We start from the raw sequence: 24,900 nt of genomic DNA on the forward strand, positions 1-24,900 counted from the left end.
CGGACGCCTACGCCCAGTGGGAGCAGCAGGCCACCGACCTCGTCGGCCAGCACTGGAACAGCTGACCCGCACGGCAAGACCACAGCACCACAGCATCACAGCACCACAGCACCACAGCACCCCAGCACCAGGACACCGACCGCTGGCCGGCACCCGCAACCCGGGGTGCCGGCCAGCGGCCTTTCTGTTGTGGGCCATTGTGGTTCATCCGGCTGGCCTGGTCGGTGCACCGGGGCCATGCGCTGACCTCCGGTCGTTAGCAGTCGCCGGTCGCCGGTCGCCGGTCGCCGGTCGCCGGTCGCCGGTCGCCAGTCGCCAGTCGCCAGTCAGGCCGACCCCCAACGTCGGCCGCCGTTCGCTGACCGCCGGCCACGGGCGTTCGGGGTCGGCGGTTGGACCTAGAGATGGACCCCGCGGTGCCGAAGCCCCCGCGGGATGTGGATAGCGAGATCCAACCCGCATCCGCCCGCAGATCTTGGACAGTTTCCGTCCCGTGCGAACGGAAACTGTCCAAGATCTCAAGGTTTGTGGCCGAAGCGCGGCGCGACGGCGGGTGCCGCGGTCGTGAGGCGACCGGCGTGCGGCGATGGAAACCCGCGGCAGAACGGTCCGGCGCAGCGGCGAGGCGTTGAGACCGCCCGCCGACCGCCGCTCCCGCCGCGCCGCCCGCCCGCCCGCGCCGGCCGACCAGCCGACCGCCTAACGCCGGCCGGCGGGGCGGCGGGATCGCCGGGCGGGGCGGCGATCGGATGGGTGGATAGGGGTACGGCGGGTGCGGGAACAATGGCGGTGGCGGGCTGGTTGTGGAGGGTGTCGGTGTGACTCAGTGTCCCCGGGCCTCACCTAATATCGCCCTCGCGGAATACCGTTCGGCTGGAGCCGCGTCGTGCCACTCGCCGAGAGGCGACCTGCACACCGACACCAGCGCCGCCCCCGGCCCACCAGCCGGGGGCGGCGCTGTCGTGCGTCCTCGGTTCGCGAACCTGTCTCAGTTGACCTATCTTCAGAGGGTCGCTCGCGTGGGAGGGGGTGTCGGGGTGGGTCTACGGACCTTTATCGAGGGTTGGCCGGTCTATCGCCAGCTCACCGGCACGGACCCGCTGGGCCGGGGTGCCGCGGCGAAGTCTGACGGGTCCCGCGCACTGACCGCCCGTACCGATACCGCCGATTCGATGTCCCGGTCTGTCTGCCCGTACTGCGCTGTGGGGTGTGGTCAGCGGGTGTTCGTGAAGGATGGGCGGGTCAGTCAGATCGAGGGTGATCCGGATAGTCCGATCTCGCGGGGTCGGCTCTGTCCGAAGGGTTCGGCGAGCAAGAGCCTGGTGACCAGCCCGCTGCGGCAGACCACGGTCCGCTACCGCCGGCCGTACTCGACGCAGTGGGAGGATCTGGAGCTTGACACGGCGCTCGACATGATCGCCGACCGGATCCTCGCCGCCCGCGACGAGACCTGGGAGGACGTCGACGCTGAGGGCCGGCCGCTCAACCGGACGCTGGGCATCTCCAGTCTCGGTGGGGCGACGTTGGACAACGAGGAGAACTACCTCATCAAGAAGTTGTTCACCGCGATGGGGGCGCTGCAGATCGAGAACCAGGCCCGTATTTGACACTCCGCCACCGTCCCCGGTCTGGGGGCCAGCTTCGGTCGCGGCGGTGCGACGGATTTCCAGCAGGACATCGCCAACGCTGACGTGATCGTCATCCAGGGCTCCAACATGGCTGAGGCACACCCGGTGGGTTTCCAGTGGGTGATGGAGGCCAAGCGTCGGGGGGCGAAGGTCTTCCACGTCGACCCCCGGTTCACCCGCACGAGTGCGGTCGCTGATGAGTACCTGCCGATCCGGGCGGGCACGGACATCGCGCTGCTCGGTGGGGTGGTGCGCTACATCCTGGACAACGAGTTGGACTTCCGGGAGTACGTGCTCGCGTACACCAACGCGGCGACCATCGTCAGCGAGGAGTTCAGCGACACCGAGGACGGCGACGGCTTCTTCTCCGGCTTCGACCCGGAGACCGGCGCCTACGTGCAGGACAGCTGGCAGTACGAGGGGCACGAGGGTTCGTCGGGCAGTGGGCACACGGCGCAGGAGCGGGACAGCGCGGCGGGGTTGACGCACGAGTCGCACGGCGCGCAGGTGAGCGGCCAGACCCGCCGCGATGAGTCGTTGCAGCACCCGCGCTGCGTCTACCAGATCCTCAAGCGACACTTCGCCCGTTACACCCCGGAGATGGTGGAGCGGGTCTGCGGCATCTCGCAGGCGCAGTTCCTGGAGTTGGCGCGGGCGTGGACGACGAACTCCGGCCGGGACCGCACCGGCATGCTGATCTACTCCGTGGGCTGGACGCAGCACAGCGTGGGTGTGCAGTACATCCGCACCGGCGCGATCATCCAGCTCCTGCTGGGCAACATGGGCCGCCCGGGTGGCGGGGTGATGGCCCTGCGCGGGCACGCCAGCATTCAGGGCTCGACCGACATCCCGACGTTGTTCAACCTGCTGCCCGGTTATCTGCCGATGCCGCATCACGCCGAGCACCCGAGCTTCGAGGAGTGGGTGGACAGCATTCGCCATCCGGGGCAGAAGGGATTCTGGGGTAACGCCGGGTCGTTCGCCGCCAGCCTGCTCAAGGCGTACTGGGGTGACGCGGCGACGCCGGAGAACGACTTCTGTTACGGCTACCTGCCTCGGCTGACCGGTGATCACGGCACGTACCAGCAGGTGCTGAACATGATCGACGGGAAGATCAAGGGGTACTTCCTGCTCGGGCAGAACCCGGCGGTCGGGTCGGCGCACGGACGCGCGCAGCGTCTCGGCATGGCCAACCTCGACTGGTTGGTGGTCCGCGACCTGTTCATGATCGAGAGCGCGACGTTCTGGCAGAACGGCCCCGAGGTCGCCACCGGCGAGATCGTGCCGCAGGAGTGCCGCACGGAGGTGTTCTTCCTGCCCGCCGCGTCGCACGTGGAGAAGGAGGGCACGTTCACCCAGACGCAGCGGTTGTTGCAGTGGCGGGAGAAGGCCGTCGAACCGCCGGGCGACGCCCGCTCCGAGCTGTGGTTCTTCTATCACCTGGGCCGCAAACTGCGGGAGCGGCTGGCCGACTCGCCGCTGCCGCGCGACCGTGCGCTGCTCGACCTCACCTGGGACTATCCCACGCACGGTCCGCACGCGGAGCCGAGCGCCGAGGCGGTGCTGCGCGAGATCAACGGGTACGACGTGGCCAGCGGCCGTCCGCTGTCCAGTTTCGCGGAGGCCCGCGCGGACGGCTCCACCGCGATCGGTTGTTGGATCTACACCGGCGTGTACGCGGACGGGGTGAACCAGGCGGCCCGGCGCAAGTCCCGGCACGAACAGGACTGGGTGGCCGCCGAGTGGGGTTGGGCGTGGCCGGCGAACCGGCGCATCCTCTACAACCGTGCCTCCGCCGACCCGGACGGCAACCCGTGGTCCGAGCGCAAACGCTACGTCTGGTGGGACGCGGACAAGGGCGAGTGGACCGGCTACGACGTGCCGGACTTCGAGAAGACCAAGCCACCGTCGTACCGGCCGCCGCCCGGCGCGTCCGGGCCGGAGGGCATCGCGGGCGACGACCCGTTCGTCATGCAGGGCGACGGCAAGGGCTGGTTGTACGCGCCCAGCGGTGTCCTGGACGGGCCGCTGCCGACGCACTACGAGCCGGTGGAGTCGCCGGTGCGTAACCCGATCTACGGTCAGCAGGCCAACCCGACGCGCAAGATGTACGCACACCCGGTGAACTCGGTGAACCCGAGTCCGCCGCAGGAGCACGCTCAGGTGTTCCCGTACGTGTTCACTGTCAGCCGGCTCACCGAGCACCACACCGCCGGTGCGATGAGCCGGACGGTGTCACCCCTCGCGGAGTTGCAACCGGAGATGTTCGTCGAGGTGTCCCCGGCCCTGGCCGGCGAGGTCGGGCTGACGCATCTGGGTTGGGCGCATCTGGTCAGCGGCCGCGCGGTGATCGAGGCGAAGGTGCTGGTGACCGATCGGCTCACCCCGTTGCGGGTGGACGGTCGGATCATCCACCAGGTGTGGTTGCCGTACCACTTCGGGTTCGAGGGTCTGGTGACCGGCGACTCGGCCAACGATCTGTTCGGCATCAGCCTGGACCCGAACGTGCTGATCCAGGAGAGCAAGGTCGGCACCTGCGACGTGCGGCCGGGCCGCCGTCCCACCGGCCCGGCGTTGCTCGACCTGGTGGCCGACTACCAGAGGCGCGCCGGGATCATCCCGGGCCAGCACGCGCCGGCTGTGACCACCGACGACGAGGGGAAGGAGCACGGTGCTTCCTGACCCGAACAGCCTGTACGGTCCGCTGGACCCGGCACCCGAGGCAGGTTATGAGAACGCGCCGCCGCGGATGGGGTTCTTCACCGACACCAGCGTCTGCATCGGCTGCAAGGCCTGTGAGGTCGCCTGCAAGGAGTGGAACGGCGTTCCGGAGAGCGGCCTGGACCTGCTGGGCATGTCGTACGACAACACCGGCGCGTTGACAGCGAACTCGTGGCGACACGTCGCGTTCATCGAGCAGCCCCGCCCGGCCGGGCATGGTGTCGCCCTGGCGGACGTCCTCGGGGCGCCGGTCGACGCGGACCGGGCCCGGCCGGTCGACGCGGGACCGCAGTTTCTGGGGATGCCGGGGGCCCAACCGCCGGGCCGGGGCACGGGCGTCGAGGAGCGTACGGATTTCCGGTGGTTGATGATGTCGGACGTCTGCAAGCACTGCACCCATGCCGCCTGCCTGGACGTGTGTCCGACGGGTTCGTTGTTCCGCACGGAGTTCGGCACGGTGGTGGTGCAGGAGGACATCTGCAACGGGTGTGGGTACTGCATCTCGGCGTGTCCGTACGGGGTGATCGACCAGCGTAAGGACGACGGTCGGGCGTGGAAGTGCACGCTGTGCTACGACCGGTTGGGCGCGGGGATGACCCCGGCGTGTGCGCAGGCGTGTCCGACCGAGTCGATCCAGTACGGGCCCCTGGACGAGCTGCGTGAACGCGCCGCCGCCCGGGTGACGACGCTGCACGCCAGGGGCGTCCCCGAGGCCCGCCTGTACGGGCACGACCCGAACGACGGCGTGGGTGGTGACGGCGCGTTCTTCCTGCTCCTGGACGAACCCGAGGTGTACGGGCTGCCGCCCGACCCGGTCGTGACCACCCGTGACCTGCCGAAGATGTGGAAGCGCGCCGGCCTCGCCGCTCTCGCCATGGCGGCGGCGACCGTCGCCGCGTTCGTCGGAGGTTCCTCATGATCCCGTCGGGCCCCGTGGGCGACCGGTTCCGTCGCTTCCGGGAGCGGCTCGCCGACGAGGGCGGCCACCGACCACAGGCGAGCCACGAGCGGCCGGGTAGCGCGACGGGCGCAGAGCATGCGCGGGGTGCAGAGCATGCGCGGGGTGCAGAGCCGCCGGCCGGCGCGGACGATCACCCGGGCGGCAGGGCCATCACCACCGGCAGGGCCATCACCACCGGCAGGGGCAGCAGCAGCGGTAACGAGGTTGGCAGCGGCCGTCGGGGTGACCAGACGGTGCGACGGAGCGGCGAACCTCCCGGTCGGCGGCGCAGGCGGCGCGGCGGGGGCGCCGAGGAACTGCGGGTGCCGGAGGCCGAGTTCACGTCCTACTACGGTCGGCCCATCCTCAAGGGGCCGGTGTGGAAGTGGGACATCGCCGCGTACCTGTTCACCGGCGGGCTGGCAGCCGGCTCGTCGCTGCTGGCCGCGGGTGGGCAGCTCACCGGGCGTCCCGCGTTGCGGCGCGCCGGCCGGGTCACCGCGTTGGCAGCCGTCAGCGCCAGCGCGGTCTTCCTGGTCAAGGACCTGGGCCGGCCGGCGCGGTTCCACCACATGCTGCGGGTGGCCAAGCCGACCTCGCCGATGTCGATGGGTACCTGGATCCTCACCGCGTACGGGCCGGCGGCGGGTGTCGCCGCGATCGCCGAGGCGGCCGGTGTGCTGCCCCGGCGCGGTCTGCTCGGGCTGGCCGGCCGGGCGCTGCCGCCGATCGGGCACGCCGCCGGGCTGCTCGCCGCCGGCACCGCGCCGGCGCTGGCCACGTACACCGGGGTGTTGCTGGCCGACACGGCGGTGCCGTCGTGGCATGAGGCGTACCCCGAGTTGCCGGTGATCTTCGCGGGCAGCGCGTTGGCCAGCGGCGCCGGCGTGGGTCTGCTCGCCGCGCCGCCGGCCCAGGCCGGGCCGGCCCGCCGGATGGCGGTGGCCGGCGCGGCCCTGGAGCTGTACGGCACGCATCGGGTGGAGAGCCGCCTCGGCCTGCTCAGCGAGCCCTACCGGTTGGGCCGGCCGGGCGGGATGCTGCGCGCCGCGCGGCTGCTGACCCTCGGTGGGGTGGCGGGTGCTCTGCTGGGCCGGCGTCACCGGGTGGTCGGTGCGCTCTCGGGGACGGCGCTGCTGGCCGCGTCGGTGCTGACCCGGTTCGGCATCTTCTACGGTGGTGTCGCCTCGGCCCGCGACCCCCGGTACACAGTGGTGCCGCAGCGCGAGCGGGTGGAAGCGCGGCGGACCGCCATGGATCTTCCATCTGACTGGGCGGAGCCGCCCGCGGTGTGATCGAATGGCCGGTGGAGGCGTTCAGGCGGCTGGTGCCCCTCCCGGTCTTCAAAACCGGAGTGGTCCGGGACCCGGGCCAGGCGGGTTCGATTCCCGTCCGTCTCCGCCACACCGCTTGCAGGAGATGACGTGATGGGCGACGGCCCGGTGGACCCGCGACGTCGGGTGCCCCGTACGGACACGCTGCTCGCCGACCCGGTGCTGGCCGCCGCCACCGTGACTCTCGGCCGGGAGCAGGTCAAGGCGATCGTCTCCCACGCGCAGGGCCGCGCCCGTCGCGGTGAGCTCGACCCCGACGAGGTACGCGACGCGGCGGTCGCCGCGTTGCCCACGCCCGGCCCCCGGGTGGTGCTCAACGCCACCGGTGTCGTGCTGCACACCAACCTGGGCCGGGCGGCGTTGTCGTCGGCCGCGGTCGCCGCGGTGGTGGCCGCCGCCGGGCACACCGACGTCGAGTTGGACCTGGCCACCGGCCGGCGGGCCCGCCGCGGCCGGGGCGCGCTCGACGCGCTGGCCGCCGCCGTGCCCGACGCGGGCGCCGTGCACGTGGTCAACAACGGCGCCGCCGCGCTGGTGCTGGCCGCCACCGCGTTGGCCGCCGGCCGGGAGATCGTGGTCAGCCGGGGCGAACTGGTCGAGATCGGCGACGGTTTCCGCCTGCCCGACCTGCTGGAGAGCACCGGCGCGCGGCTGCGCGAGGTGGGCACCACCAACCGCACCACAGTCGCGGACTACGCCGCCGCGCTCGGCCCGCAGACCGGTTTCGTGCTCAAGGTGCACCCGTCGAACTTCCGGATCACCGGCTTCACCTCCGCCGTCGGGGTACGGCAACTGGCCACGCTCGGGGTGCCGGTGGTCGCCGACATCGGCTCCGGGCTGCTCGGCGCGGACCCGCTGCTGCCCGACGAACCGGACGCGGCCAGCACCCTGCGAGCGGGCGCCACGCTGGTCACCGCCAGCGGCGACAAGCTGCTCGGTGGGCCGCAGGCCGGGCTGCTGCTCGGTGACGCCGAGGTGGTCGACCGGCTGCGACGTCACCCGCTGGCCCGGGCGCTGCGGGTGGACAAGCTCACCCTGGCCGCGCTCGCCGCCACCCTGCACCAACCGCACACACCGACCCACGCGGCGCTGCACGCCGAGCCGGGCACTCTGCGGGAACGGGTGGAGCGCCTGCGGGACCGCCTCGGCGCGGACGGCCGCAAGGCGGAGGTGGTGCCGGCCGTCGCGGTGGTCGGCGGGGGCGGCGCCCCCGGCGTGGAGTTGGACTCGTGGGCGTTGAGCCTGCCCGAGCGGTACGCGTTCCCGCTGCGCACCGGGAACCCGCCGGTCCTCGGGCGGGTGGTGCGCGGGCGACTCCTGCTCGACCTGCGCTGTGTGCCCGCCGACGCCGACGACGCCGTCCGCGAGGCAGTGCTGCGCGTACCCGGGGACGACTGAACGTGTTCGTCGTCGCGACCGCCGGGCACGTCGACCACGGCAAGTCGACACTGGTCCGGGCGTTGACCGGGATGGAACCCGACCGGTGGGCCGAGGAACGCCGCCGGGGGATGACCATCGACCTGGGTTTCGCCTGGACGACGCTGCCGTCCGGCGCCACCGTCGCCTTCGTCGACGTACCCGGGCACGAGCGGTTCGTGCCGAACATGCTCGCCGGGGTCGGCCCGGTCCCGGCAGCGCTGATCGTGGTGGCCGCCGACGAGGGCTGGATGCCGCAGTCCGCCGAGCACCTGGCCGCGCTCGACGCGCTCGGCGTCGCGTACGGCCTGCTCGCGGTGACCCGCGCGGACCTGGCCGATCCGGGGCCGGCGACGGCCCGCGCCCGCGCCGAGATCGCCGCGACCAGCCTCGGCGCGGTGCCGGCGGTGGCGGTCAGCGGCCTGACCGGCGCCGGCCTGCCGGAGCTGCGGGTCGCCCTGGACCGCCTCGCCGCCCAGTTGCCCGCGCCGGTCGTGGACGACCCGGTCCGGCTCTGGGTGGACCGCAGCTTCACGGTGCGGGGCAGCGGCACTGTCGTCACCGGGACCCTCGGCGGCGGCCGGCTGCGGGTCGGCGACGAACTGGAGCTGGCCGGCGCCGACGAACCGGTCCGGGTCCGCGGCCTGCACTGCCTGGGCGAGGCCCGCCCGGAGGCGGCGGCGGTCGCCCGGGTCGCGGTCAACCTGCGGGGTACGCCGCGCGACCGGCTCGGCCGGGGCGACGCGCTGCTCACCCCGGGCCGGTTTCACCACACCGACCTCGTCGACGTCCGGCTCGCCGGCGACCCGGCCGGCGACCTGCCGGCCACCCTCACGCTGCACGTCGGGTCGGCGGCGGTGCCGGTACGGGTGCGCCCACTCGGCCCGGACACCGTCCGGCTGCGGCTGGCCCGCCCGCTGCCGTTGCTGGTGGGTGACCGGGCGCTGCTGCGGGACCCGGGCCGCCACCACGTCAGCGGCGGGGTACGGGTGCTGGACGTGGCGCCGCCACCGCTGGGCCGACGGGGTGCGGCCGCCGCCCGCTCGCAGGTCCTCGCCGAGTTGGACGGTCGACCCGACCTGGCGGGGGAGCTGCGCCGTCGCCGACTGATCCGGGCCGGCGCGTTGATCCGGATGGGTGTGCCGGTGCCTACCGGGCCCGGGCGGGACAGCCCGGCGTGGGCGGCGCCGGTGGCCGGTGACTGGCTGGCCGACCCCGCGCACTGGCGGCAGCTCGGCGAGCGGCTGACCGAGGAGGTCGCCCGGCACGCGCGGGAGCACCCGTTGGAGGCCGGAATGCCGGTGGACGCCCTGCGTCAGCGCCTCGCCCTGCCCGACCGGGTGCTGGTCGAGGCGCTGGTCCGGCCGCCGCTGCGGATCCACGCCGGTCGGGTCGGGGCGGCGAGCGCCAACGCGCTGCCCGAACCGGTGGCCCTGGCCGTGAGCCGGGTCCGCGCCGAGTACGGCGACCGGCCGTTCCGCGCCCCCGAAGCGGACCGCCTCGTCGACCTCGGCCTGGGCCCCCGGGAGATCGGCGCCGCGGTGCGGGCCGGTGCGCTGCTGCGGCTGGCCGACAATGTGGTGCTGCTGCCCGACGCGCTCGACGACGCGGTCCGGGTGTTGGCCGGGTTGCCGCAGCCGTTCACCCTCTCCGCGGCCCGGCAGGCATTGGACACCACCCGCCGGGTGGCGGTGCCCCTGCTGGAACTGCTGGACCGGCGGGGCGCGACCCGCCGGCTGCCCGACGACGTCCGGATCGTCGTCACCTGAACGCGCGCCCCTGCGGGGCTGACAGGGTGGCGTCGGGATGCGACGGTGGGCTGATGGTCGAGGTGATGGCGTCCCGGGCGCGGCCGTTCGGTGGCCGCTGGCGGGAGATCGTCTCGGTGGCGCTGCGCTGGGGGCTGCCGGTGCTGTGGGTGCTGTGGGCCGGTCTGGCGTGGTGGGTCGAGCCCCGCGCGTCGACCGAGGCCCAGCTCGACCGGGATCTCGCGGCCGGCCGGGTGGTGAGCTACCAGCGGGCGTACGGCTGGGCCGACGACGGCGCGTACTGGGGGAGCCGGCCGCGTGTGCAGTACGCGGCCGACGGGGGGATGCTGACCTGGACCGTGTCGAACGGCCAGAACCGGTACGCCGCTGGGGCGCCGTTCGCCTCGGACTCGTCCACCGTCGGGCCGGACTCGTCGGCGAGCACCTGGTGGGACGCGCGGCGTGCCGCGGTCGACGATTCGTGGCAGGCCGGGGGCGGCACCGCGCAGCGGATCGGGAACGCCGCGGCTCTGCTCGCCGGTGTGCTGACCGTGCTCTGGCTGGGCCGCTTGATCGGCGGCGCGCCGCCGCTGGTCGGCACCCGGTGGTTCTGGTTCTGGGTCGGCCTCCTGCCGTTCGGGACTGGTGTGCTGGCCTGGACCTACCGGGAGCTGTGGAGACCACCGCCGGTGCCGGTGCCTGACCGGGGCTCGGGGTGGCGTGGGTTCGGCTGGCTGATCCTCGCCGCGGTCGGCATCAGCCTCCTGGTGTCCGTTGCCCGCATCGTGTTCGGGACGACGGTGGTGCCGGGCTGAGCCGGCGATGCCGGGCCAACCGGCCCCGAGGTCGGCGATGGTCACCTACGGTGACGCCATGGACCCTTCGGCGGTCTGGCGGGACCGGCAGCACAAGTGGCGGATCGAGGCGTACCGGGCGCCGGACCTCCGTTTCGCCATCTACGCCACCAACGGCCCCACCGAGTCGGTGCCGCTGTGGCTGTTCGGCATGTCGGCCCTGGCCCGGTGGCTGATGACCCACGCCATCTCGCTGGACGACCTGGAGGTCGACTGAGCGGGGGCGCGGTCGCAAACACCGCCCACGCCGCGCCCCGCTGCGGTTGAGTGACCTCAGGCGGCGGACGGGGGCACGCGATGGGCAGTCAGCTCGGGCAGTTGGCGTTGGTGGCCGTGCTGGTGCTGGTCAACGCCGCGCTCTCCGGCAGCGAGATGGCGCTGGTGACCCTGCGGGAGGGGCAGTTGCGGCGGCTGGGCCGGCGCAGCCGCGCCGGTGACCGGTTGGTGCAGCTGTCCCGGGACCCGAACCGCTACCTGGCCACGATTCAGCTCGGCATCACCCTGGCGGGGTTCCTGGCCTCGGCGGCGGCCGCGGTGTCGTTGGCCTCTCCGCTGGTCGGGCCGTTGGGTTTCCTCGGCGCGGCGGCGCGTCCCGCCGCGGTTCTGCTGGTGACCGTGCTGCTGACCTTCGTCACGCTGGTGCTCGGTGAGCTGGCCCCGAAGCGGCTGGCCATGCAGCGGGCCGAGCGTTGGGCGCTGCTGAGCGCCGGCCCGTTGGATCTGTTGGCTCGGGTGTCCCGGCCGGCGGTGTGGCTGCTCAGCCGGGCCACCGACGCGGTCGTCCGGCTCGCCGGTGGTGACCCGCGGGCCAACCGGGAGGAGATGACCGAGGAGGAGTTGCGGGAGATGCTGGCCAGCCAGCGCGGCCTGTCGGCCCAGCAGCGGGAGATCCTGACCGGCGCGTTCGACATCGCCGGCCGGACGCTGCGGGAGATCCTGGTCGCTCGGCGGGAGGTGACGACGCTGCCCGCCGGTCTGGCCGCCGACGAGGGCGTCCGGCGGCTCGCCGCCGCCGGACGGTCCCGCGCTCCCGTCACCGGCCCCGGCGGCCTGGACGAGGTGCTCGGGGTGGTGCACATCCGCGACCTGGTGCGGGCCGGCACCGCTGAAGTGGGTGAGCGGGTCCAGGCGCCGCTGCTGCTGCCGGTGACCCTGCCGGTCGCCGACGCGATGCGTCGGCTGCGCCAGGAGCATCAGCAGCTGGCCCTGGTCGTCGACGAGCACGGGGGCATCGACGGCATGATCACCATGGAGGATCTTCTGGCCGAGGTGGTCGGTGAGTTGTACGACGAGACCGACCGGGACGTGCACGGGGTGGTCCGGGAACCGGACGGGTCCCTGCTGGTGCCCGGTGACTTCCCGCTGCACGACCTGCCCGACCTGGGGGTGCGGCTGAGCTTCCCGTTGTCCCGGGACTACACGACAGTGGCTGGTCTGGTGCTGGCCCGACTGCGGCACCTGCCGGACTCCCCGGGTGAGACGGTGCGGCTGCCCGGTCTGACCCTGCAGGTGGTGGAGGTCGCCGACCGGGCGGTGCGCCGGGTGCGCCTCTGCGGGTTCGTCACCGAGCGCTGAGCGTTCACCCAGAAGGCTGACAAAAGGTCCAAATCGACAAGGCGGGGAACGCGGTACGCCTACGGTGCCAGACGTGAAGGACCGAGGGTTGCGTACGTTCGTCACGGTGCTGGCCGGCCTCGCGGTGATCTACTTCGGCAGCGCCGGCCGCAGCCCCGAGGAGGGCCGTGGCATCTCCGGCGGGGTGGTGGTCCTGGCGCTGCTCGCCGCGTTGCTGGTGTGGCACCTGACCCGGCCGGGGGACAAGACGGTCAAATGAGCGCCTCAACGGGCGGCGACCCGGGTGACCTCACCGGCGGACTCCTCACCCAGCGCCACCCGTACCAGCGCTGACGCGAGCCGGCCGAAGTCCGGTTCGTCGACGAGACCGGCGAGCCGGTCCGGGGACCCCGGCAGGCCCAACCGCTTCGCCCCGGCCAGGGCCCGACGGTCGGCGTACGGGCGCACGTCCGACCAGACGGTCTGTGCCTCGCGCAGGTAGATGTCCGCGCCGGTGGGGCCGATGCCGGGGAACTCGGTGAGCCGTCGCCGCAGCCCGGCCGGGTCGCCCTGGGCCTCCCGGTGCAGGCGTCGCAGGTCTCCGTGCCAACGGTCCAGGCACAGCCGGGCGCCGGTGCCGAGCATGGTGGCGGTCCGCTCGTCGTAGCGGCGGTAGTGGCCCCGGCCCAGCGCGTCGACGCGCTCCTGCCACCTGGCCGCCTCCATCGCCTGTGGGGTGCGGTAGCCGGCGGCGAACAGTTCCCGCGCCGCGTCCACCGCCACGCACGCGCGGATCCGGGTGCTCAGCAGCGTGGTCAGCACCAGCAGCTGGTACAGCGGCCCCGGCCGGTCGGAGAGCCGGATGCCGGCCTCCTCCGCGTACGTGCGGCCACGCCGGTCGAGCAACACCCGCACCACACTTCGATCATTGCCCACCCGGTCGGGTTACCCACTTGAGAAGCCGCTAGCCGTCGCACCGCTGGCCGAGGCCGGAATGCCATCGGGGCGGGCGGGTATGCCGACTGTGGAGGCGGCTTCTGCCGCCTGCCGTACCGGAGGGAGACACCCCGTGACGAACCCGCAGCAGCAGGAGTTGCGCCGCAACGCACTGGGCGCCACCAGCCAGGACAACAAGGGCCCCGCCCCGGGCGGGCATCCGGCCAACCGCGGCTCGTCGCGCGGTGACGCCGGTCGTCCGGTGCCCAAGGGGCAGGTGTCGCCGTACGGCCCGGCCGGTGAGCCGGTGGCCGAGGACGACAGCGACACCCGCTGACGGACCTAGCGACCGCGGCCTGGCGGCCGTCGCAACCTGTTCCAGGTGGCGGCGGCCGCCAGCCCGTACGCGAGGTGCGGGATGATGTCGGAGATCCAGTCGGAGCGCCGCCACGTACGCGGGTCGCTGATCCCGAGCACGGTGATCGACCCGTCGGTCATGGTCATGACGCCCGCGCCGAGCAGACCGGTGGCCACCGGCAACGGCTGACGTCGACCACCGGCGTAGAGCGCGAACCCGACCCCCGCGGCGACGCCCAACCCGTAACCGATCAGCGGCCCGAGGCCCGAGCGGCGGTTGGCCGCCCGGGCCCCGTTTCCCAGGTCGACGTGCGCGATCCCGGCCAGCCGGTCGACGGTCTCCTGGGGGACGTCGCTCTCCGGCCGTCCCCGCAGTGCCATGTCCAGGTAGCTGACCACGTTCAGCGCGGTGCTGCCGACGGCGCCTGCGATCGCGCCGTCGGCCACGTCGACCGTCCTCACTTCGGGTCGCCCGGTTCGCGCTCGCTCTTCGGGCCGTACGTCCGGTCGCCGCGCACCACGCCTCGTTGACCGCGATCCTCCTGGAGGATCCTGTTCGCGACCTGGTTGGCCTTGCCGTCGGGTACCCGGCGTCCGGAGTCGTCGATCGCGTTACGCAACCGCGCGCGCTGCTTGTCGTACGCGTTACTGCCCGGCCGTGGTCCTGGCATCTGTGCCTCCTTCGTCGGTCTGGGCACCTGGTGCTGCCCGCCGTCCGCTGGGCGTACCGCGGCCGTCTACCCGTCTGGCGGCGGACCAACCCCGGCGCACTACCGGGGCGCGCGGACCACGACCACCGGGCACTGCGCGTGGTGCAGCATCGACTGGCTCACCGACCCCAGCAGCAACCCGGTCACCTCGCCGCGCCCGCGCCCACCGACGACCGCCAGTTGGGCGGAGCGGGACGCCTCGGCGAGCGCAGTGCCGGGTCGGCCGTGCGCCACCTGGCAGGTCAACCGCAGACCCTGGTGGGCCTCGGTGAACCCGGTCAGCCACCCGGCGAGCATCCGTTCCTGCTCGCCGCGCAACTTCGCCTCGTCGTACACCAGGGGTTGCATGTCGCCCGGGCCGCTGCTGCCGGGATGTCGGTAGGCGTGCACAGCCATCAGCGGCACGCCGAGTGACACTGCGGTCTCGGCGGCGAAGTCCGCCGCCAGCCGGGAGGCGTCCGAGCCGTCCACGGCGACCAGGACCGGCTCGTCGGGGCGTTGCGTGCCGCGCGCGACCAGCACCGGGCAGTCGGCGTACGCGGCGACCTGCACCGCGACCGAGCCGACCAGCAGCGCGGAGAACCCACCCAGCCCGCGATCGCCGAGCACGATGAGCGCGGCGGTGGGGGACTCGCCCACCAGCACCGCGGCGGCCTCACCGTCGATGATCTCGCCGGAGATCGTCAACCCGGGCACTGTCGCCTCGGCCTCGCGCACCGCGGCCTCGACGAGTTCCTCGGCCCGGTGGCGCAGCCCACCGCCAGGAGGCGCGTGCGGGGCGGGGGAGACGGGCACGTGCAGCAACGGCCAGATGAAGCCGTGCACGACCCGTAGTGGTCGGTGCCGGCGGGCCGCCTCGGCGGCGGCGAGGCGCACGGCGCGCAGCGCCGACTCCGAGCCGTCGACGCCGACCACCACCGCCGCGTTGTTCGCCGAGTTCACGGCCCCACCTCCGCTCGCGGCCAGTATCGCGGGCCCGGACGCCCCCGCGTCGCGATACCGCCGAGCGCGTCCCGGTCGGTACGCTGGCGACGACCGGGGAGGGAGCGCCGCCGATGGGTGAACCGGACCAGCCGAGCACCGCTCGCATGATCGACTTTTGGCTCGGCGGGCAGCATCACTTCCCCGTGGACGTGGCCGCCGCGAACGCGTTCGAGCAGGCGTACGGGCCGTGCGCGCCGGTGTTCCGCGAGCTGCGGGCGTTCCTGGGCCGGGCGGTGCGGGCCGTGGCCGAGCAGGGCGTCGACGGGTTCCTGGTGTTCGGCGCCGGGGTGCCGACGATGGGCAACGTGCACGAGGTCGCCGCCGACGCGACGGTGCTCTACACCGATGTCGACCCGGTCACCATCCGACTGGGACAGAGCATCCTCGCCGGCAGCGACCGGGCCGGCTACGGCTTCGGCGACGCGACCGACATCGGCACCGTCGACCCGGCGCAACTGCACCGTTTCGTGCCGGGGTGGGGTCGACGGCCGGTCGGAGTGGTCTTCCTGGGGTTGGCCGCGTTCCTCGACGACGCCACGCTGACCCGCACCCTCGACGAGCTGTACGCTGCCGCGGCGCCGGGCAGTCTGCTCGCTGTGGACTTCGACACCGAGGAGCTGGCCGGTCACCCGCAGGCGCTGGCCATGATGGGGCCGCAGTTCCGGATGCGTCCACCGGCGGCGTTCGCGCCCCTGCTGGGTCGGTGGGTGCCGACGGCGGACGGGATCGTCCCGGTTTCCGAGTGGCGCCCGGAAGGCCCGCCGGCCGAGGTGCCCGACGCGTTCCACGGTGTGCTCGCGACCCGCGCGGGAGACTGACCGCGCCGATCACCCCTCCGGTGGCGTCCGTATGATGCTTGCCCTACAGCAAGCTTCGGGGGAGGTCGACGATGGTAGACGCGCCGGACGTGGTGTCGCGCGCGTTGCGCGAGGCACCGCCCGACCAGTTGGCGGAGGCGGCGGACCGGGCGATCCGGTCCGCGATGGGCGCGCTTCGCACCGACGTCTTCGTCGCCGACTACCGGATCAGCGGCCTGTGGCCGGTGCTGGATCCGGACCTGCCGGCGGCCGGCTTCCTGGCCTGCCACACCATGGCGCAGCGCTGCTTCAGCAGCCAGCAGCCGGTCCGCGATGGTGAGGGCCCCTGCCGGCTCTACCTGCCGTTGACCGTGTGGGGCGAGCGGCTGGGTGTGCTGCTGATCGAGCTGCCGGCCGTACCGAACGCGGCGGTCACCGGTCGGGCGACGGACATCGCCGGCGCTCTGGCGGTGGCGATGCGCGCGGCGGACCGGGAGACCGACCGCTACCGGCGGGCCCGCCGCCGGGAGCGACTGACGATGGCCGCCGAGATGCAGTGGGACCTCCTGCCCGGTCGTGGTGTGTCCCACCACGCGTTCGACCTGGCCGGCCAGCTCGAACCGGCGTACACGGTGGGTGGCGACCACTTCGACTGGTCGCTGGACGGCGACCGTCTCACCCTGACGGTGCTCAACGGCGAGGGCAACGGGCTGGCGGCGTCGCTGTTGACAGCCGTCACTGTCAACGCGATGCGCAACGCGCGTCGCTCCGGTGGCGGCCTGGTGGAGCAGGCCGAGCTGGCCTCGGACTCGGTCTTCTACCAACACCGGGGCGCCCGGTACGTGGCCACGCTGCTGCTTGAGGTGGACACTCGCCTCGGCCGGGTGCGGGCCGTCGACGCGGGCTCGCCCCACCTGTTGCGGATGCGCGGGTCCACTGTCGAGCCGATGAAACTCGATCAGCAGCTGCCGCTGGGCATGTTCGCCGAGACCCGCTACGAGCTTCAGGAGATGCAACTCGCCCCCGGTGACCGGCTCTTCGTCGTCACCGACGGGGTGTGGGCCGCCGAGCCGCCGGGCCAGGAGCCGTACGGGCAGCGGGCGATGGCACGTTCCCTGCGCGCCACGCGGTTGCAGCCGCCGGCCGAGGCGGTTGGTACGGTGATGCGCGAGCTACACGCCTATCACGCCGATTCCGATCTGCGTGACGACGCCGTCGTGGTCTGTCTGGACTGGCGCGGTCCACGCGAGCGGAGCATGGCGTGAGTCTCGCCGCCGCATTGCCGGGCGGGCACCAGCGCGACAACGGCAGGGGATATCAGGTGGAGCGACCTGCGGATCTCGCCGCGGCGATCACCACGGCCGCCGAGACGCTGATCGCCGTGCTGGAGTCGGCCGCGTCGCGGCACCAGGTGCCGCCCACCCAGCTGAGGGTGCTCACGCTGATCAGCGGTCGTCCGGAGACCAACGTCAACGGGTTGGCGGAGCTGCTGGACGTGGTGCCCTCGTCGGCGAGCCGCCTGTGCGACCGGTTGGAGGCGACCGGGCTGTTGCGTCGGGTGGCCGATCCGCGTGACCGGCGTGAGGTGCGGTTGGTGCCGACCCCTGCGGCGCTGACTCTGTTGGGGGAGTTGGCCGAGCGGCGTCAGCGCGCGGTGCAGGCGGTGCTGGACCGGATGCCGGCGCGGATGCAGCACGAGCTGTTGCTGGCGCTGGCCGGGTTCGCTCGGGCGGCGACGTCGGTGCCCGAGCAGCAGACCGATCCCGCCGTTCAGACGGCCTGAGCACCAACCCCTCTTCCACTAGTATCCTAGGACGCTCTACGCGTGGTGATCCACGCCACAGTGCGACACCGCCGCACCGGCAGGCCACGGCAGCGGCCAGCCAGCGAGAGGAAGCCCGATATAGTGGCAGCGCACCTACCCGGCCCGCGATCATCGAGATCGCGGGCCGTATCAGGGCAAGGGGCCCCGCCCGGGGCCGCAGGGGAGAGCCGGCGCTGGTCGGCCCGACAGCGCGTACGACCCTCAGCCGCGCCCGGCGCCGGCCGGGGGCCCGCGTGCCGTGGAGGAGGATCGGTGTCGCGTCGGCCGGCTCGGGCAGAGCAACCGCGGGACACCGGTGACGAGACTCCCGGCAACCAGGTCCTCACCCTTCCCAACCTGATCAGCTTCGGGCGGCTGCTGGGCGTGCCGCTCTTCCTCTACCTGTTCCTGGTGGCGCGGGCCGACGTGGCGGCGGTCGTGGTGCTGGCCATCGGGGGCACCACCGACTGGGTCGACGGCTGGATCGCCCGCCGCCTGCACCAGGTCAGCCGCCTGGGCGAGTTGCTCGACCCACTCGCCGACCGGCTCTACATCCTCGCCACCCTGATCGCCTTCACCGCGCGGGAGGTGGTGCCGTGGCAGTTCACCGCGGCGCTGCTGGCCCGTGAGGTGCTCCTGCTGGCCTCGCTGGCGGTGCTGCGTCGCTACGGGTACGGTCCGCCGCCGGTGCACTACGTGGGCAAGACCGCCACGTTCCTGCTGCTCGCGGCGTTCCCGGTGCTGTTGTTGGCCAGCGCGGCCACCGACGTGGCGACGGCGGCGAGCGCCATCGGTTGGGCGTTGGCCTGGTGGGGGCTGGTGCTGTACTGGGTGGCCGGCGCGATGTACGTCGTGCAGGCGGCCCGGCTGGTGCGCGCGGCGCGCGGTCCGGGAGCGGCGGCGTGAGCGCGCCTCGGCTGGGAAAACCCGGCCAGGACCGGGTGTACGCGCCGGACTTCCTCACCGAGCTGTTCCGCAACCCGCTGGATCCGGGGTACGCGGATGCGGCTGCCGCCCGTCGGCGCTCGGCGGAGTCCGCTCCGGCGCGCGGGTGGCGGGCCTTGCCGGCACGGTCGGTGAGCCTTGTCGTGGTGGTGATGCTCGGTTTCCTGTTCGCGGTCGCGTACCGGCAGACGATGGCGGACGAGCCGGGGCGCAGCCAGGCCCGTTCGGGTCTGGTGGCGCAGATCAAGGAGCGGGAGAGCCAGACCGATCGGTTGTCCACGCAGGCGGACCAGCTGCGCGAGGAGGTCAGTCGGCAGCGGGACGCGGCGTTGACCGGTTCGGCCGCCGCCCGGTTGCGCAACCTGGAGGCGAGCACCGGGTTGGGCCGGGTGCGCGGTGACGGTGTGGTGGTGCGGTTGGCGGACGCGCCGGACAAGGCGGACGCGGTCACCGGTGCCGGCGCGGGGCCGCCGCGGGTGCTCTACAGCGACCTGCAGGGTGTGGCGAACGCGTTGTGGAGTGCTGGTGCGGAGGCGATCGCCATCAACGGGCAGCGGTTGACGTCGACGTCGACGATCCGGTCGGCGGGTGAGGCGATGCTCGTGGATTTCCGGCCGGTGACCGGGCCGTACGAGGTGTCGGCGATTGGGCCGGGTTCGATGCGGCGCAAGTTCGAGGACAGCCGGAACGCGGCGCTGATGCGGAAGGTCGCGCAGGGGACGGGGTTGTCGTTCGGTGTGCGGGAGGCGGATGACCTCACCCTGCCGGCGGCGCCGGAGCCGCAGCTACGCTACGCCAAGCCGTCGGTCAGTCCGAGCCCTTCCGCGTCGGGTGTCCGTTCCGGCAGTCCCGGGTCGTCCGGTCCGGGGACGACTGTTAGCCCCTCCGGAGGTGGCCGATGATCGCGGTGTTGGCGTTGCTCGCCGGTGTGGTGCTGGGCGTGTGGCTTGATCCCACGGTGCCGGCGGCGTTGCAGCCGTACCTGCCGATCGCGGTGGTGGCCGCGTTGGACGCGGTTTTCGGTGGGGTGCGGGCCCGGTTGGACCGCATCTTCGACGACAAGCAGTTCGTGGTGTCGTTCATTTCGAACGTGCTGGTTGCTGGTCTGATCGTGTATCTGGGTGACCAGTTGGGGGTGGGTGGGCAGTTGTCCACCGGTGTGGTCGTTGTGTTGGGGGTGCGTATCTTCGGCAACGTGGCGGCGATCCGTCGGCACCTGTTCCGGGCGTAGGTTGGGTTGCGATGAGTGACGAGCAGACCGACACGGGGACCGGGTGGCCGCAGCCGGCGGGTCCGGTGCGGCCGGGTGGGCCGGCGGGTGAGCCGGATCCGCGGCCGGATGCGCCGGATCCGGATGAGTTGAGCCCGTTGGCGCCGCAGGCGCCAACGGATGACGAGCTTGTGGCCGATCCGGGTGTGGAGCCGGTCGACGATGGTGCGACGGTGGACCTGAGCGCGGTGTCGCGGTCGGGTGAGCAGCCGGTTGCGGGTTCCGACGGGTTGGCGGAGCCGGTGGGAGAGTCGGCGGCGCCGGTGGTGGCTGGTCGGTCCCGGTGGAGCGCGGCCGGGGTGATGATCGCCGCGTTGTTGGCGTTGCTGGGGTTCACGTTGGTCGTGCAGTTGAAGACGACGTCGACGGACCCGACTCTGGGTGCCACCCGGCAGGAGGACCTGGTCCGGATCCTGTCGGATCTGGATGCGCGGGAGAATCGCCTGCAGCAGGACATCCGGGCTCTGGAGGACAGCCAGCGGCAGTTGCGCTCGGGTGAGCAGGGTCGTCAGGCGGCGTTGGATGAGGCGACGCGGCGGGCGGACGAGTTGGGCATCCTGGCGGGGACGTTGCCGGCGGTGGGTCCGGGGTTGACTGTCCAGTTCGACGGTGGTGCGAAGCCGATTTCGGCGAACCGGGTGTTGGACGCGGTGCAGGAGCTGCGCGGTGCGGGCGCCGAGGCGATGCAGATTTCCGGTGGGGATCGGGCGACGGTGCGGATCATCGCGTCGACGTACTTCCTCGATGGGGAGAACAACGGGTCGTTGATCGTGGAGGGGCGTCGGTTGTCGGGGCCGTACACGATCACGGTGATCGGTGATCCGGCGACGATGCGTACGGCGTTGAACATTCCTGGTGGGGTGGTGGCGTCGGTCCGGGGTGACGGCGGTAACGTGACGTTTGGGGAGCGTGAGGTTGCCGAGGTTTCGGCGCTGCACGTGCCGATCAAGTTGGAACACGCCCGTCCGGTCTCCTGACCGGCGCGGCCGCGCCGGACCCGGGTGGTCCGGGGCACCGATGGATGAAGGACGCGTCTGGTGATACCCGAGGATCTGCGATACACCGCCGAGCATGAGTGGGTGGCGGGTGACGGCACGGCTTCGGTCCGGGTCGGCATCACCCACTTCGCGCAGGACGCGCTCGGTGACATCGTGTACGTGCAGTTGCCCGAGGCGGGTGCGGTGGTCGCGGCCGGTGACTCGTTGGGTGAGATCGAGTCGACCAAGAGCGTGTCGGAGATCTACGCGCCGGTGGCCGGTACGGTGGCGGCGCGCAACGATGCGTTGGCTGACACGCCTGAGCTGATCAACACTGATCCGTACGGTGAGGGTTGGTTGGTGGAGATCACGCCGAACGATCCGACTGCGACGGATGGGTTGCTGACGGCGGCCGCGTATCAGAAGATCACCGAAGGCTGAGTGTGCTTGATCCGGTGCGCGGGATGTCTGCGCGCGTCCGGTTGCCCTGCATTTCGGCGCTGGCTAGGCTCGCCCAGTCGACCGAGAACCCAATAGTTGAGCGTTGCGGAATTGCCTTCCCGGGCACGGGGAGCCAGCCGCCGGGTGTTCAAGTGCCCGGCGGCCAGACCCGCCATTACCCGACGCCGACCGAACAGATCCGTGAGGTGGTCCCATGACGCGGCCAGACGACGAGTTCCCCCCACTCGACGTCACTTCGACGCTCAATCTCGGTTCGCTCGACGAAGTGCTGGAGGGGCCGGATACCGATGTGGTGCCGAGCCGGATGTCCGGTTCGTTGCCGCCGGGTATGGCGCTGCTGGTGGTTCGTCGAGGCCCGAATGCGGGTGCCCGGTTCTTGTTGGACCACGATGTGACGACCAGTGGCCGGCACCCGGACAGTGACATCTTCCTGGATGACGTGACGGTGTCGCGTCGGCACGCGGAGTTCCACCGTGATGGTGGGACGTTCACGGTGCGGGACGTGGGTAGCCTGAATGGCACGTACGTCAATCGTGAGCGGGTCGAGGCGGCCACGTTGAGCAATGGTGACGAGGTTCAGATCGGTAAGTTCCGGGTGGTGTTCATCGCCGGTCCGCGCCCGGAGGAGGAGGCCGGCCGGGGGTGAACGAGCCTGCGGCCTCCATGTCACCCGGCGCGGCTCGGTCTGAGCCGCTGATGAGCATCGGTGAGGTGCTTGGGCAGTTGCGGGTGGATTTTCCGGATACCACGATTTCGAAGCTGCGGTTTCTTGAGGCCGAGGGTTTGGTCGAGCCGCAGCGGACGGCGGCGGGTTACCGGAAGTACAGCTGGGACGATGTGGCGCGGTTGCGGTTCGTGTTGACCGCGCAGCGGGACAGGTACCTGCCGTTGCGGGTGATTCGGGAGCAGTTGGCCCAGTGGGATTCGTCCGGTGAGCAGCCGGAGCGGTCGCGGCCGGCGTTGGTGGCGGTTGGTCCTGATGGTGCGGTGCCGGGTCGTGAGTTCGCGGAGCCGGCCGAGTCGTCGCAGGTGCGGCTCGGCCGGGCGGATCTGGTGGCGCGCAGTGGGATCGACGAGTCGACGTTGGTGGAGTTGGAGCGGCTCGGTGTGCTGGTGTCGGATCCGCCGGGTTGGTATGACGCTGATGCTCTGATCATCGCGTCGGCGGTGGCGGGGTTGGCGGCGTACGGGTTGGAGCCGCGGCACCTGCGGGGTTATCGGACGGCGGCGGACCGGGAGGTCGGTTTGTTCGCGCAGTTGGTGGCGCCGTTGGCGCGGCAGAGTGATCCGGCGGCGCGGGCGCGGGCGGCGGAGACGGCGCGGGAGTTGGTGGCGTTGTCGGAGCAGTTGCACGCGGCGTTGGTGCGGGTGGGGCTGCGGTCGACGTTGGGTCGGTGAGGGTGCCCGGTGGGTGGCGGCTGAGCGGAAAGATCTCTTCCGGGAAGCGTGCCGTAGGCTTGCCGGGGTAACCCCTTTTCGGCGCGGACGTGGTGCTGTAGCGCATGGGACGGCCGTGTTGCGGTCCGTGTACCGTGCAGGGAAAGGCGCGGTGCGGCGTAGGTGACAACGACACGGAGGCGGCGGTGCGCGAGCTGAGCGTGGTCGGAGTTCGGGTGGAGCTGCCCAGCAACCAGCCGATCGTCCTGCTCAGGGAGGTCGAGGGGGACCGCTATCTGCCGATCTGGATCGGCGCGGTCGAGGCGACGGCAATCGCTTATGAGCAGCAGGGGGTCAAGCCGGCCCGGCCGTTGACGCATGACCTTCTGCGGGACGTGTTGGCGGCGTTGAAGGCGCCCTTGCAGGCGGTGGAGATCACCGAGCTGAAGGAGAACGTCTTCTACGCTGATCTGTTGATCGGTGATGGGGTGCGGGTGTCGGCGCGGCCGAGTGATTCGATCGCGTTGGCGTTGCGGGTTGGTGCGCCGATTCGTTGTGCGGAGCAGGTCCTCAGCGAGGCGGGGATCGTTATCCCTGATGAGCAGGAGGACGAGGTGGAGAAGTTCCGCGAGTTCCTGGAGCAGGTGCGTCCGGAGGATTTCGCGGGCTGAGGTGTGCCTGGGCTCTGTTGGTGATCTTTCTCGGTGGCTGCGCGGCGTGTCGCGTCGGTTCCTCCGTGGTAACCCCTGACGGTGGCGATAGGGTTTCCATGTCGAGGGGTGCGCGTCCCGGAAACGATGCGTCGCCACACTGACGGGGAGGTTGTCCGGATGCACGAGCCGCGGGATTCCGATCCGGGTGCAGAGTTCGACGAGTCGGGTGCCTCGTCGCCAGGTGTGGCGGCTGAGGGTGACGGTTCGGTTGGTTACCGGGGTGTGACGGCCTGCCATGCGGTGGGCATCAGTTACCGGCAGTTGGATTACTGGGCGCGGACGACGCTGGTGGTGCCGAGCGTTCGTGATGCCTCGGGTTCGGGGACGCAGCGGTTGTATTCGTTCCGGGATCTGGTGGTGTTGAAGGTCGTGAAGCGGTTGTTGGATGCGGGGGTGTCCCTGCAGAACATCCGTAAGGCGATCGAGGCGTTGCGGTCGCGTGGTGTGGAGGATCTGGCGGGGATCACGCTGATCTCTGATGGGACGACGGTGTATGAGTGCCGGTCTCCGGAGGAGGTGGTCGACCTGTTGCAGGGTGGCCAGGGGGTCTTCGGCATCGCGATCGGTGGGGCTTTCAAGGAGATCCAGGGGTCGTTGTCGCATCTGCCGGCGGAGCCGGCGACGAGCGGCCCGGTGGAGCCGGTGGTGGCGGCGGGCCCGGATCCGGTGGGTGACGAGTTGGCGGCGCGGCGGGCGCGGCGGCGCGCCGGCTGACGGTTCGGTCTTTCGGTTTTTTTCCGGTTGTTTTCTCGCGACCGTCGGTGACGGTGGCGGGCGTTGATCGGTCGTGTCGGTCCACTGTGGATACTGTGGGTGTCGTGTCAGTTGCCCATTGTGGAGATACCCATCGGTAGTGGTGACGCACCGTGTCGTCGTGTTGTCGGGAATCCGATAAGGGGGCGCTGACCGGGGGCGGTTGACACGCTATGGTCCCTCACGGTTCTGGACCCTTCACCCCCCGGAAGGAACGACCGTGACGGTTACGGAAGAGACTGTTCCCGCCTCGCACTACGACCGCATTGGCGGTGCCAGTTCGGTCAAGGCGGCGGTTGAGCTGTTCTACGACAAGGTGCTCGCGGACCCGGAGTTGGCGGGCTATTTCGCTGGCGTGGACATGGCGGGTCAGCGGCGGCATCTGGCGTTGATGTTGACGGTGGTGCTGGGTGGCCCGAACGAGTACACGGGGCGCGGGTTGGACGAGGCGCACCAGCCGTTGAACATCACGGTGGGCCACTACGCGAAGGTGGGCGAGTACCTGACGGTGACGCTGACCGAGCTCGGAGTGCCGGCGGACGTCATCGCCGATGTGCAGACGGTGCTGGGGCAGGTGCAGGGCCAGGTGGTGGCTGCCGGGAACAGGTCGGGCGTCTGAG

General features: G+C 71.8%; 27 protein-coding genes and 1 tRNA gene. 24 read left to right on the top strand and 4 right to left on the bottom strand.

Translation table 11 applies throughout. The annotated features are described in order from the left end of the window. Window positions 1-1,037: 1,037 nt before the first annotated feature. The 10 genes from fdh to ACGF3C_RS26895 all read left to right on the top strand — a co-directional run bounded on the left by fdh (window position 1,038) and on the right by ACGF3C_RS26895 (window position 12,475). A complete protein-coding gene (gene fdh, locus ACGF3C_RS26850; RefSeq protein ID WP_393226350.1) occupies window positions 1,038-4,310 on the top strand; it encodes a formate dehydrogenase in 3,273 nt (1,090 codons plus the stop codon). After that, entirely contained in the window at window positions 4,300-5,268 is a 969-nt protein-coding gene (locus ACGF3C_RS26855) for a 4Fe-4S dicluster domain-containing protein (protein WP_357230081.1), read from the top strand. Before fdh ends, ACGF3C_RS26855 begins: the two co-directional genes overlap by 11 nt. Window positions 5,269-5,612: 344 nt before the next feature. Beyond that, window positions 5,613-6,584 (top strand): NrfD/PsrC family molybdoenzyme membrane anchor subunit, encoded by a 972-nt coding sequence (gene nrfD / locus ACGF3C_RS26860; protein ID WP_393226353.1) that lies wholly within the window; start codon window positions 5,613-5,615, stop codon window positions 6,582-6,584. Window positions 6,585-6,597: 13 nt separating this feature from the next. Continuing rightward, window positions 6,598-6,693: transfer RNA gene (locus ACGF3C_RS26865), tRNA-Sec, on the top strand. 23 nt (window positions 6,694-6,716) lie between these two features. Beyond that, on the top strand, window positions 6,717-8,021 hold the full coding sequence (selA, locus tag ACGF3C_RS26870) for an L-seryl-tRNA(Sec) selenium transferase (RefSeq protein WP_393226356.1): 1,305 nt from the start codon (window positions 6,717-6,719) through the stop codon (window positions 8,019-8,021). A 2-nt stretch (window positions 8,022-8,023) separates the two neighbouring features. After that, window positions 8,024-9,808 (top strand): selenocysteine-specific translation elongation factor, encoded by a 1,785-nt coding sequence (gene selB, locus ACGF3C_RS26875; protein ID WP_393226359.1) that lies wholly within the window; start codon window positions 8,024-8,026, stop codon window positions 9,806-9,808. A gap of 53 nt (window positions 9,809-9,861) precedes the next feature. Next, window positions 9,862-10,602 carry a hypothetical protein gene (locus tag ACGF3C_RS26880; protein ID WP_393226362.1) on the top strand — a complete coding sequence of 247 codons (741 nt, stop codon included), beginning with the start codon at window positions 9,862-9,864 and terminating at the stop codon, window positions 10,600-10,602. A 58-nt stretch (window positions 10,603-10,660) separates the two neighbouring features. Then, window positions 10,661-10,858 (top strand): hypothetical protein, encoded by a 198-nt coding sequence (locus ACGF3C_RS26885; RefSeq protein ID WP_238669770.1) that lies wholly within the window; start codon window positions 10,661-10,663, stop codon window positions 10,856-10,858. Window positions 10,859-10,938: 80 nt separating this feature from the next. Beyond that, a complete protein-coding gene (locus ACGF3C_RS26890; protein WP_393226365.1) occupies window positions 10,939-12,216 on the top strand; it encodes a hemolysin family protein in 1,278 nt (425 codons plus the stop codon). A gap of 73 nt (window positions 12,217-12,289) precedes the next feature. After that, on the top strand, window positions 12,290-12,475 hold the full coding sequence (locus ACGF3C_RS26895) for a hypothetical protein (RefSeq protein ID WP_036410487.1): 186 nt from the start codon (window positions 12,290-12,292) through the stop codon (window positions 12,473-12,475). Window positions 12,476-12,480: 5 nt separating this feature from the next. On the opposite strand, the gene ACGF3C_RS26900 is transcribed toward ACGF3C_RS26895, so the two are convergent. Then, window positions 12,481-13,131: a hypothetical protein gene (locus tag ACGF3C_RS26900; RefSeq protein ID WP_357229782.1), complete on the bottom strand. Its 651-nt coding sequence runs from the start codon at window positions 13,129-13,131 to the stop codon at window positions 12,481-12,483. A gap of 133 nt (window positions 13,132-13,264) precedes the next feature. Between ACGF3C_RS26900 and ACGF3C_RS26905 the strand changes: the two genes are divergently transcribed. Beyond that, a complete protein-coding gene (locus tag ACGF3C_RS26905; RefSeq protein ID WP_355007565.1) occupies window positions 13,265-13,468 on the top strand; it encodes a hypothetical protein in 204 nt (67 codons plus the stop codon). Between the two features lie 5 nt (window positions 13,469-13,473). Here the strand turns inward: ACGF3C_RS26905 and ACGF3C_RS26910 are convergent, their stop codons facing one another. The 3 genes from ACGF3C_RS26910 to ACGF3C_RS26920 all read right to left on the bottom strand — a co-directional run bounded on the left by ACGF3C_RS26910 (window position 13,474) and on the right by ACGF3C_RS26920 (window position 15,140). Then, the gene (locus ACGF3C_RS26910) at window positions 13,474-13,950 is read right to left on the bottom strand and encodes a hypothetical protein (protein ID WP_357258648.1); all 477 of its coding nucleotides are present in this window, start codon (window positions 13,948-13,950) and stop codon (window positions 13,474-13,476) included. Continuing rightward, complete coding sequence (locus tag ACGF3C_RS26915) at window positions 13,947-14,159, bottom strand: phosphatidylethanolamine-binding protein (protein WP_088989541.1); 213 nt, start codon at window positions 14,157-14,159, stop codon at window positions 13,947-13,949. The genes ACGF3C_RS26910 and ACGF3C_RS26915 overlap by 4 nt, the downstream gene beginning before the upstream one ends. Before the next feature lie 99 nt (window positions 14,160-14,258). Further along, on the bottom strand, window positions 14,259-15,140 hold the full coding sequence (locus ACGF3C_RS26920; RefSeq protein WP_393226369.1) for a universal stress protein: 882 nt from the start codon (window positions 15,138-15,140) through the stop codon (window positions 14,259-14,261). Window positions 15,141-15,253: 113 nt separating this feature from the next. On the opposite strand from ACGF3C_RS26920, the gene ACGF3C_RS26925 reads away from it, so the two are divergent. The 13 genes from ACGF3C_RS26925 (at window position 15,254) to ACGF3C_RS26985 (ending at window position 24,899) form a co-directional block, all read left to right on the top strand. Further along, window positions 15,254-16,000, top strand: a complete 747-nt coding sequence (locus ACGF3C_RS26925) for an SAM-dependent methyltransferase (protein ID WP_393226371.1) — start codon at window positions 15,254-15,256, stop codon at window positions 15,998-16,000. A 71-nt stretch (window positions 16,001-16,071) separates the two neighbouring features. Beyond that, window positions 16,072-17,244: a PP2C family protein-serine/threonine phosphatase gene (locus ACGF3C_RS26930; RefSeq protein ID WP_393226374.1), complete on the top strand. Its 1,173-nt coding sequence runs from the start codon at window positions 16,072-16,074 to the stop codon at window positions 17,242-17,244. Window positions 17,245-17,300: 56 nt separating this feature from the next. Next, a complete protein-coding gene (locus ACGF3C_RS26935) occupies window positions 17,301-17,762 on the top strand; it encodes a MarR family transcriptional regulator (RefSeq protein ID WP_357227682.1) in 462 nt (153 codons plus the stop codon). A 294-nt stretch (window positions 17,763-18,056) separates the two neighbouring features. After that, window positions 18,057-18,689, top strand: a complete 633-nt coding sequence (locus tag ACGF3C_RS26940; protein WP_355007559.1) for a CDP-alcohol phosphatidyltransferase family protein — start codon at window positions 18,057-18,059, stop codon at window positions 18,687-18,689. Beyond that, window positions 18,686-19,630: a DUF881 domain-containing protein gene (locus ACGF3C_RS26945; protein ID WP_357227668.1), complete on the top strand. Its 945-nt coding sequence runs from the start codon at window positions 18,686-18,688 to the stop codon at window positions 19,628-19,630. Before ACGF3C_RS26940 ends, ACGF3C_RS26945 begins: the two co-directional genes overlap by 4 nt. Beyond that, a complete protein-coding gene (locus tag ACGF3C_RS26950; protein WP_030327710.1) occupies window positions 19,627-19,959 on the top strand; it encodes a small basic family protein in 333 nt (110 codons plus the stop codon). The genes ACGF3C_RS26945 and ACGF3C_RS26950 overlap by 4 nt, the downstream gene beginning before the upstream one ends. Window positions 19,960-19,970: 11 nt before the next feature. Further along, on the top strand, window positions 19,971-20,975 hold the full coding sequence (locus ACGF3C_RS26955; RefSeq protein ID WP_393226377.1) for a DUF881 domain-containing protein: 1,005 nt from the start codon (window positions 19,971-19,973) through the stop codon (window positions 20,973-20,975). Between the two features lie 60 nt (window positions 20,976-21,035). Continuing rightward, entirely contained in the window at window positions 21,036-21,416 is a 381-nt protein-coding gene (gene gcvH, locus ACGF3C_RS26960) for a glycine cleavage system protein GcvH (RefSeq protein WP_091397961.1), read from the top strand. A gap of 214 nt (window positions 21,417-21,630) precedes the next feature. Continuing rightward, window positions 21,631-22,083, top strand: a complete 453-nt coding sequence (locus ACGF3C_RS26965; RefSeq protein WP_007071101.1) for an FHA domain-containing protein — start codon at window positions 21,631-21,633, stop codon at window positions 22,081-22,083. A gap of 50 nt (window positions 22,084-22,133) precedes the next feature. Further along, window positions 22,134-22,835 carry a MerR family transcriptional regulator gene (locus tag ACGF3C_RS26970; RefSeq protein ID WP_357227673.1) on the top strand — a complete coding sequence of 234 codons (702 nt, stop codon included), beginning with the start codon at window positions 22,134-22,136 and terminating at the stop codon, window positions 22,833-22,835. A gap of 185 nt (window positions 22,836-23,020) precedes the next feature. Beyond that, the gene (locus tag ACGF3C_RS26975; protein ID WP_030327706.1) at window positions 23,021-23,485 is read left to right on the top strand and encodes a bifunctional nuclease family protein; all 465 of its coding nucleotides are present in this window, start codon (window positions 23,021-23,023) and stop codon (window positions 23,483-23,485) included. A 159-nt stretch (window positions 23,486-23,644) separates the two neighbouring features. Next, the gene (locus ACGF3C_RS26980) at window positions 23,645-24,241 is read left to right on the top strand and encodes a MerR family transcriptional regulator (protein ID WP_355007555.1); all 597 of its coding nucleotides are present in this window, start codon (window positions 23,645-23,647) and stop codon (window positions 24,239-24,241) included. Between the two features lie 259 nt (window positions 24,242-24,500). Continuing rightward, window positions 24,501-24,899, top strand: coding sequence for a group 1 truncated hemoglobin (locus tag ACGF3C_RS26985; protein ID WP_393226381.1), 399 nt, complete (start codon window positions 24,501-24,503; stop codon window positions 24,897-24,899). The last annotated feature ends 1 nt before the right edge of the window (window position 24,900 follow it).

It is taken from the genome of Micromonospora sp. NPDC047762 (genome assembly GCF_043204655.1).
Classification (GTDB): domain Bacteria; phylum Actinomycetota; class Actinomycetes; order Mycobacteriales; family Micromonosporaceae; genus Micromonospora.

Excerpts from the sequence above, each read along its gene's own strand:
- selA (WP_393226356.1), top strand. The coding sequence starts at position 6,717 with ATGGGCGACGGCCCGGTGGACCCGCGACGTCGGGTGCCCCGTACGGAC.
- ACGF3C_RS26880 (WP_393226362.1), top strand. The coding sequence starts at position 9,862 with ATGGTCGAGGTGATGGCGTCCCGGGCGCGGCCGTTCGGTGGCCGCTGG.
- ACGF3C_RS26885 (WP_238669770.1), top strand. The coding sequence starts at position 10,661 with ATGGACCCTTCGGCGGTCTGGCGGGACCGGCAGCACAAGTGGCGGATC.
- ACGF3C_RS26890 (WP_393226365.1), top strand. The coding sequence starts at position 10,939 with ATGGGCAGTCAGCTCGGGCAGTTGGCGTTGGTGGCCGTGCTGGTGCTG.
- ACGF3C_RS26915 (WP_088989541.1), bottom strand. The coding sequence starts at position 14,159 with ATGCCAGGACCACGGCCGGGCAGTAACGCGTACGACAAGCAGCGCGCG.
- ACGF3C_RS26925 (WP_393226371.1), top strand. The coding sequence starts at position 15,254 with ATGGGTGAACCGGACCAGCCGAGCACCGCTCGCATGATCGACTTTTGG.
- ACGF3C_RS26930 (WP_393226374.1), top strand. The coding sequence starts at position 16,072 with ATGGTAGACGCGCCGGACGTGGTGTCGCGCGCGTTGCGCGAGGCACCG.
- ACGF3C_RS26950 (WP_030327710.1), top strand. The coding sequence starts at position 19,627 with ATGATCGCGGTGTTGGCGTTGCTCGCCGGTGTGGTGCTGGGCGTGTGG.
- ACGF3C_RS26955 (WP_393226377.1), top strand. The coding sequence starts at position 19,971 with ATGAGTGACGAGCAGACCGACACGGGGACCGGGTGGCCGCAGCCGGCG.
- ACGF3C_RS26965 (WP_007071101.1), top strand. The coding sequence starts at position 21,631 with ATGACGCGGCCAGACGACGAGTTCCCCCCACTCGACGTCACTTCGACG.
- ACGF3C_RS26970 (WP_357227673.1), top strand. The coding sequence starts at position 22,134 with ATGAGCATCGGTGAGGTGCTTGGGCAGTTGCGGGTGGATTTTCCGGAT.
- ACGF3C_RS26980 (WP_355007555.1), top strand. The coding sequence starts at position 23,645 with ATGCACGAGCCGCGGGATTCCGATCCGGGTGCAGAGTTCGACGAGTCG.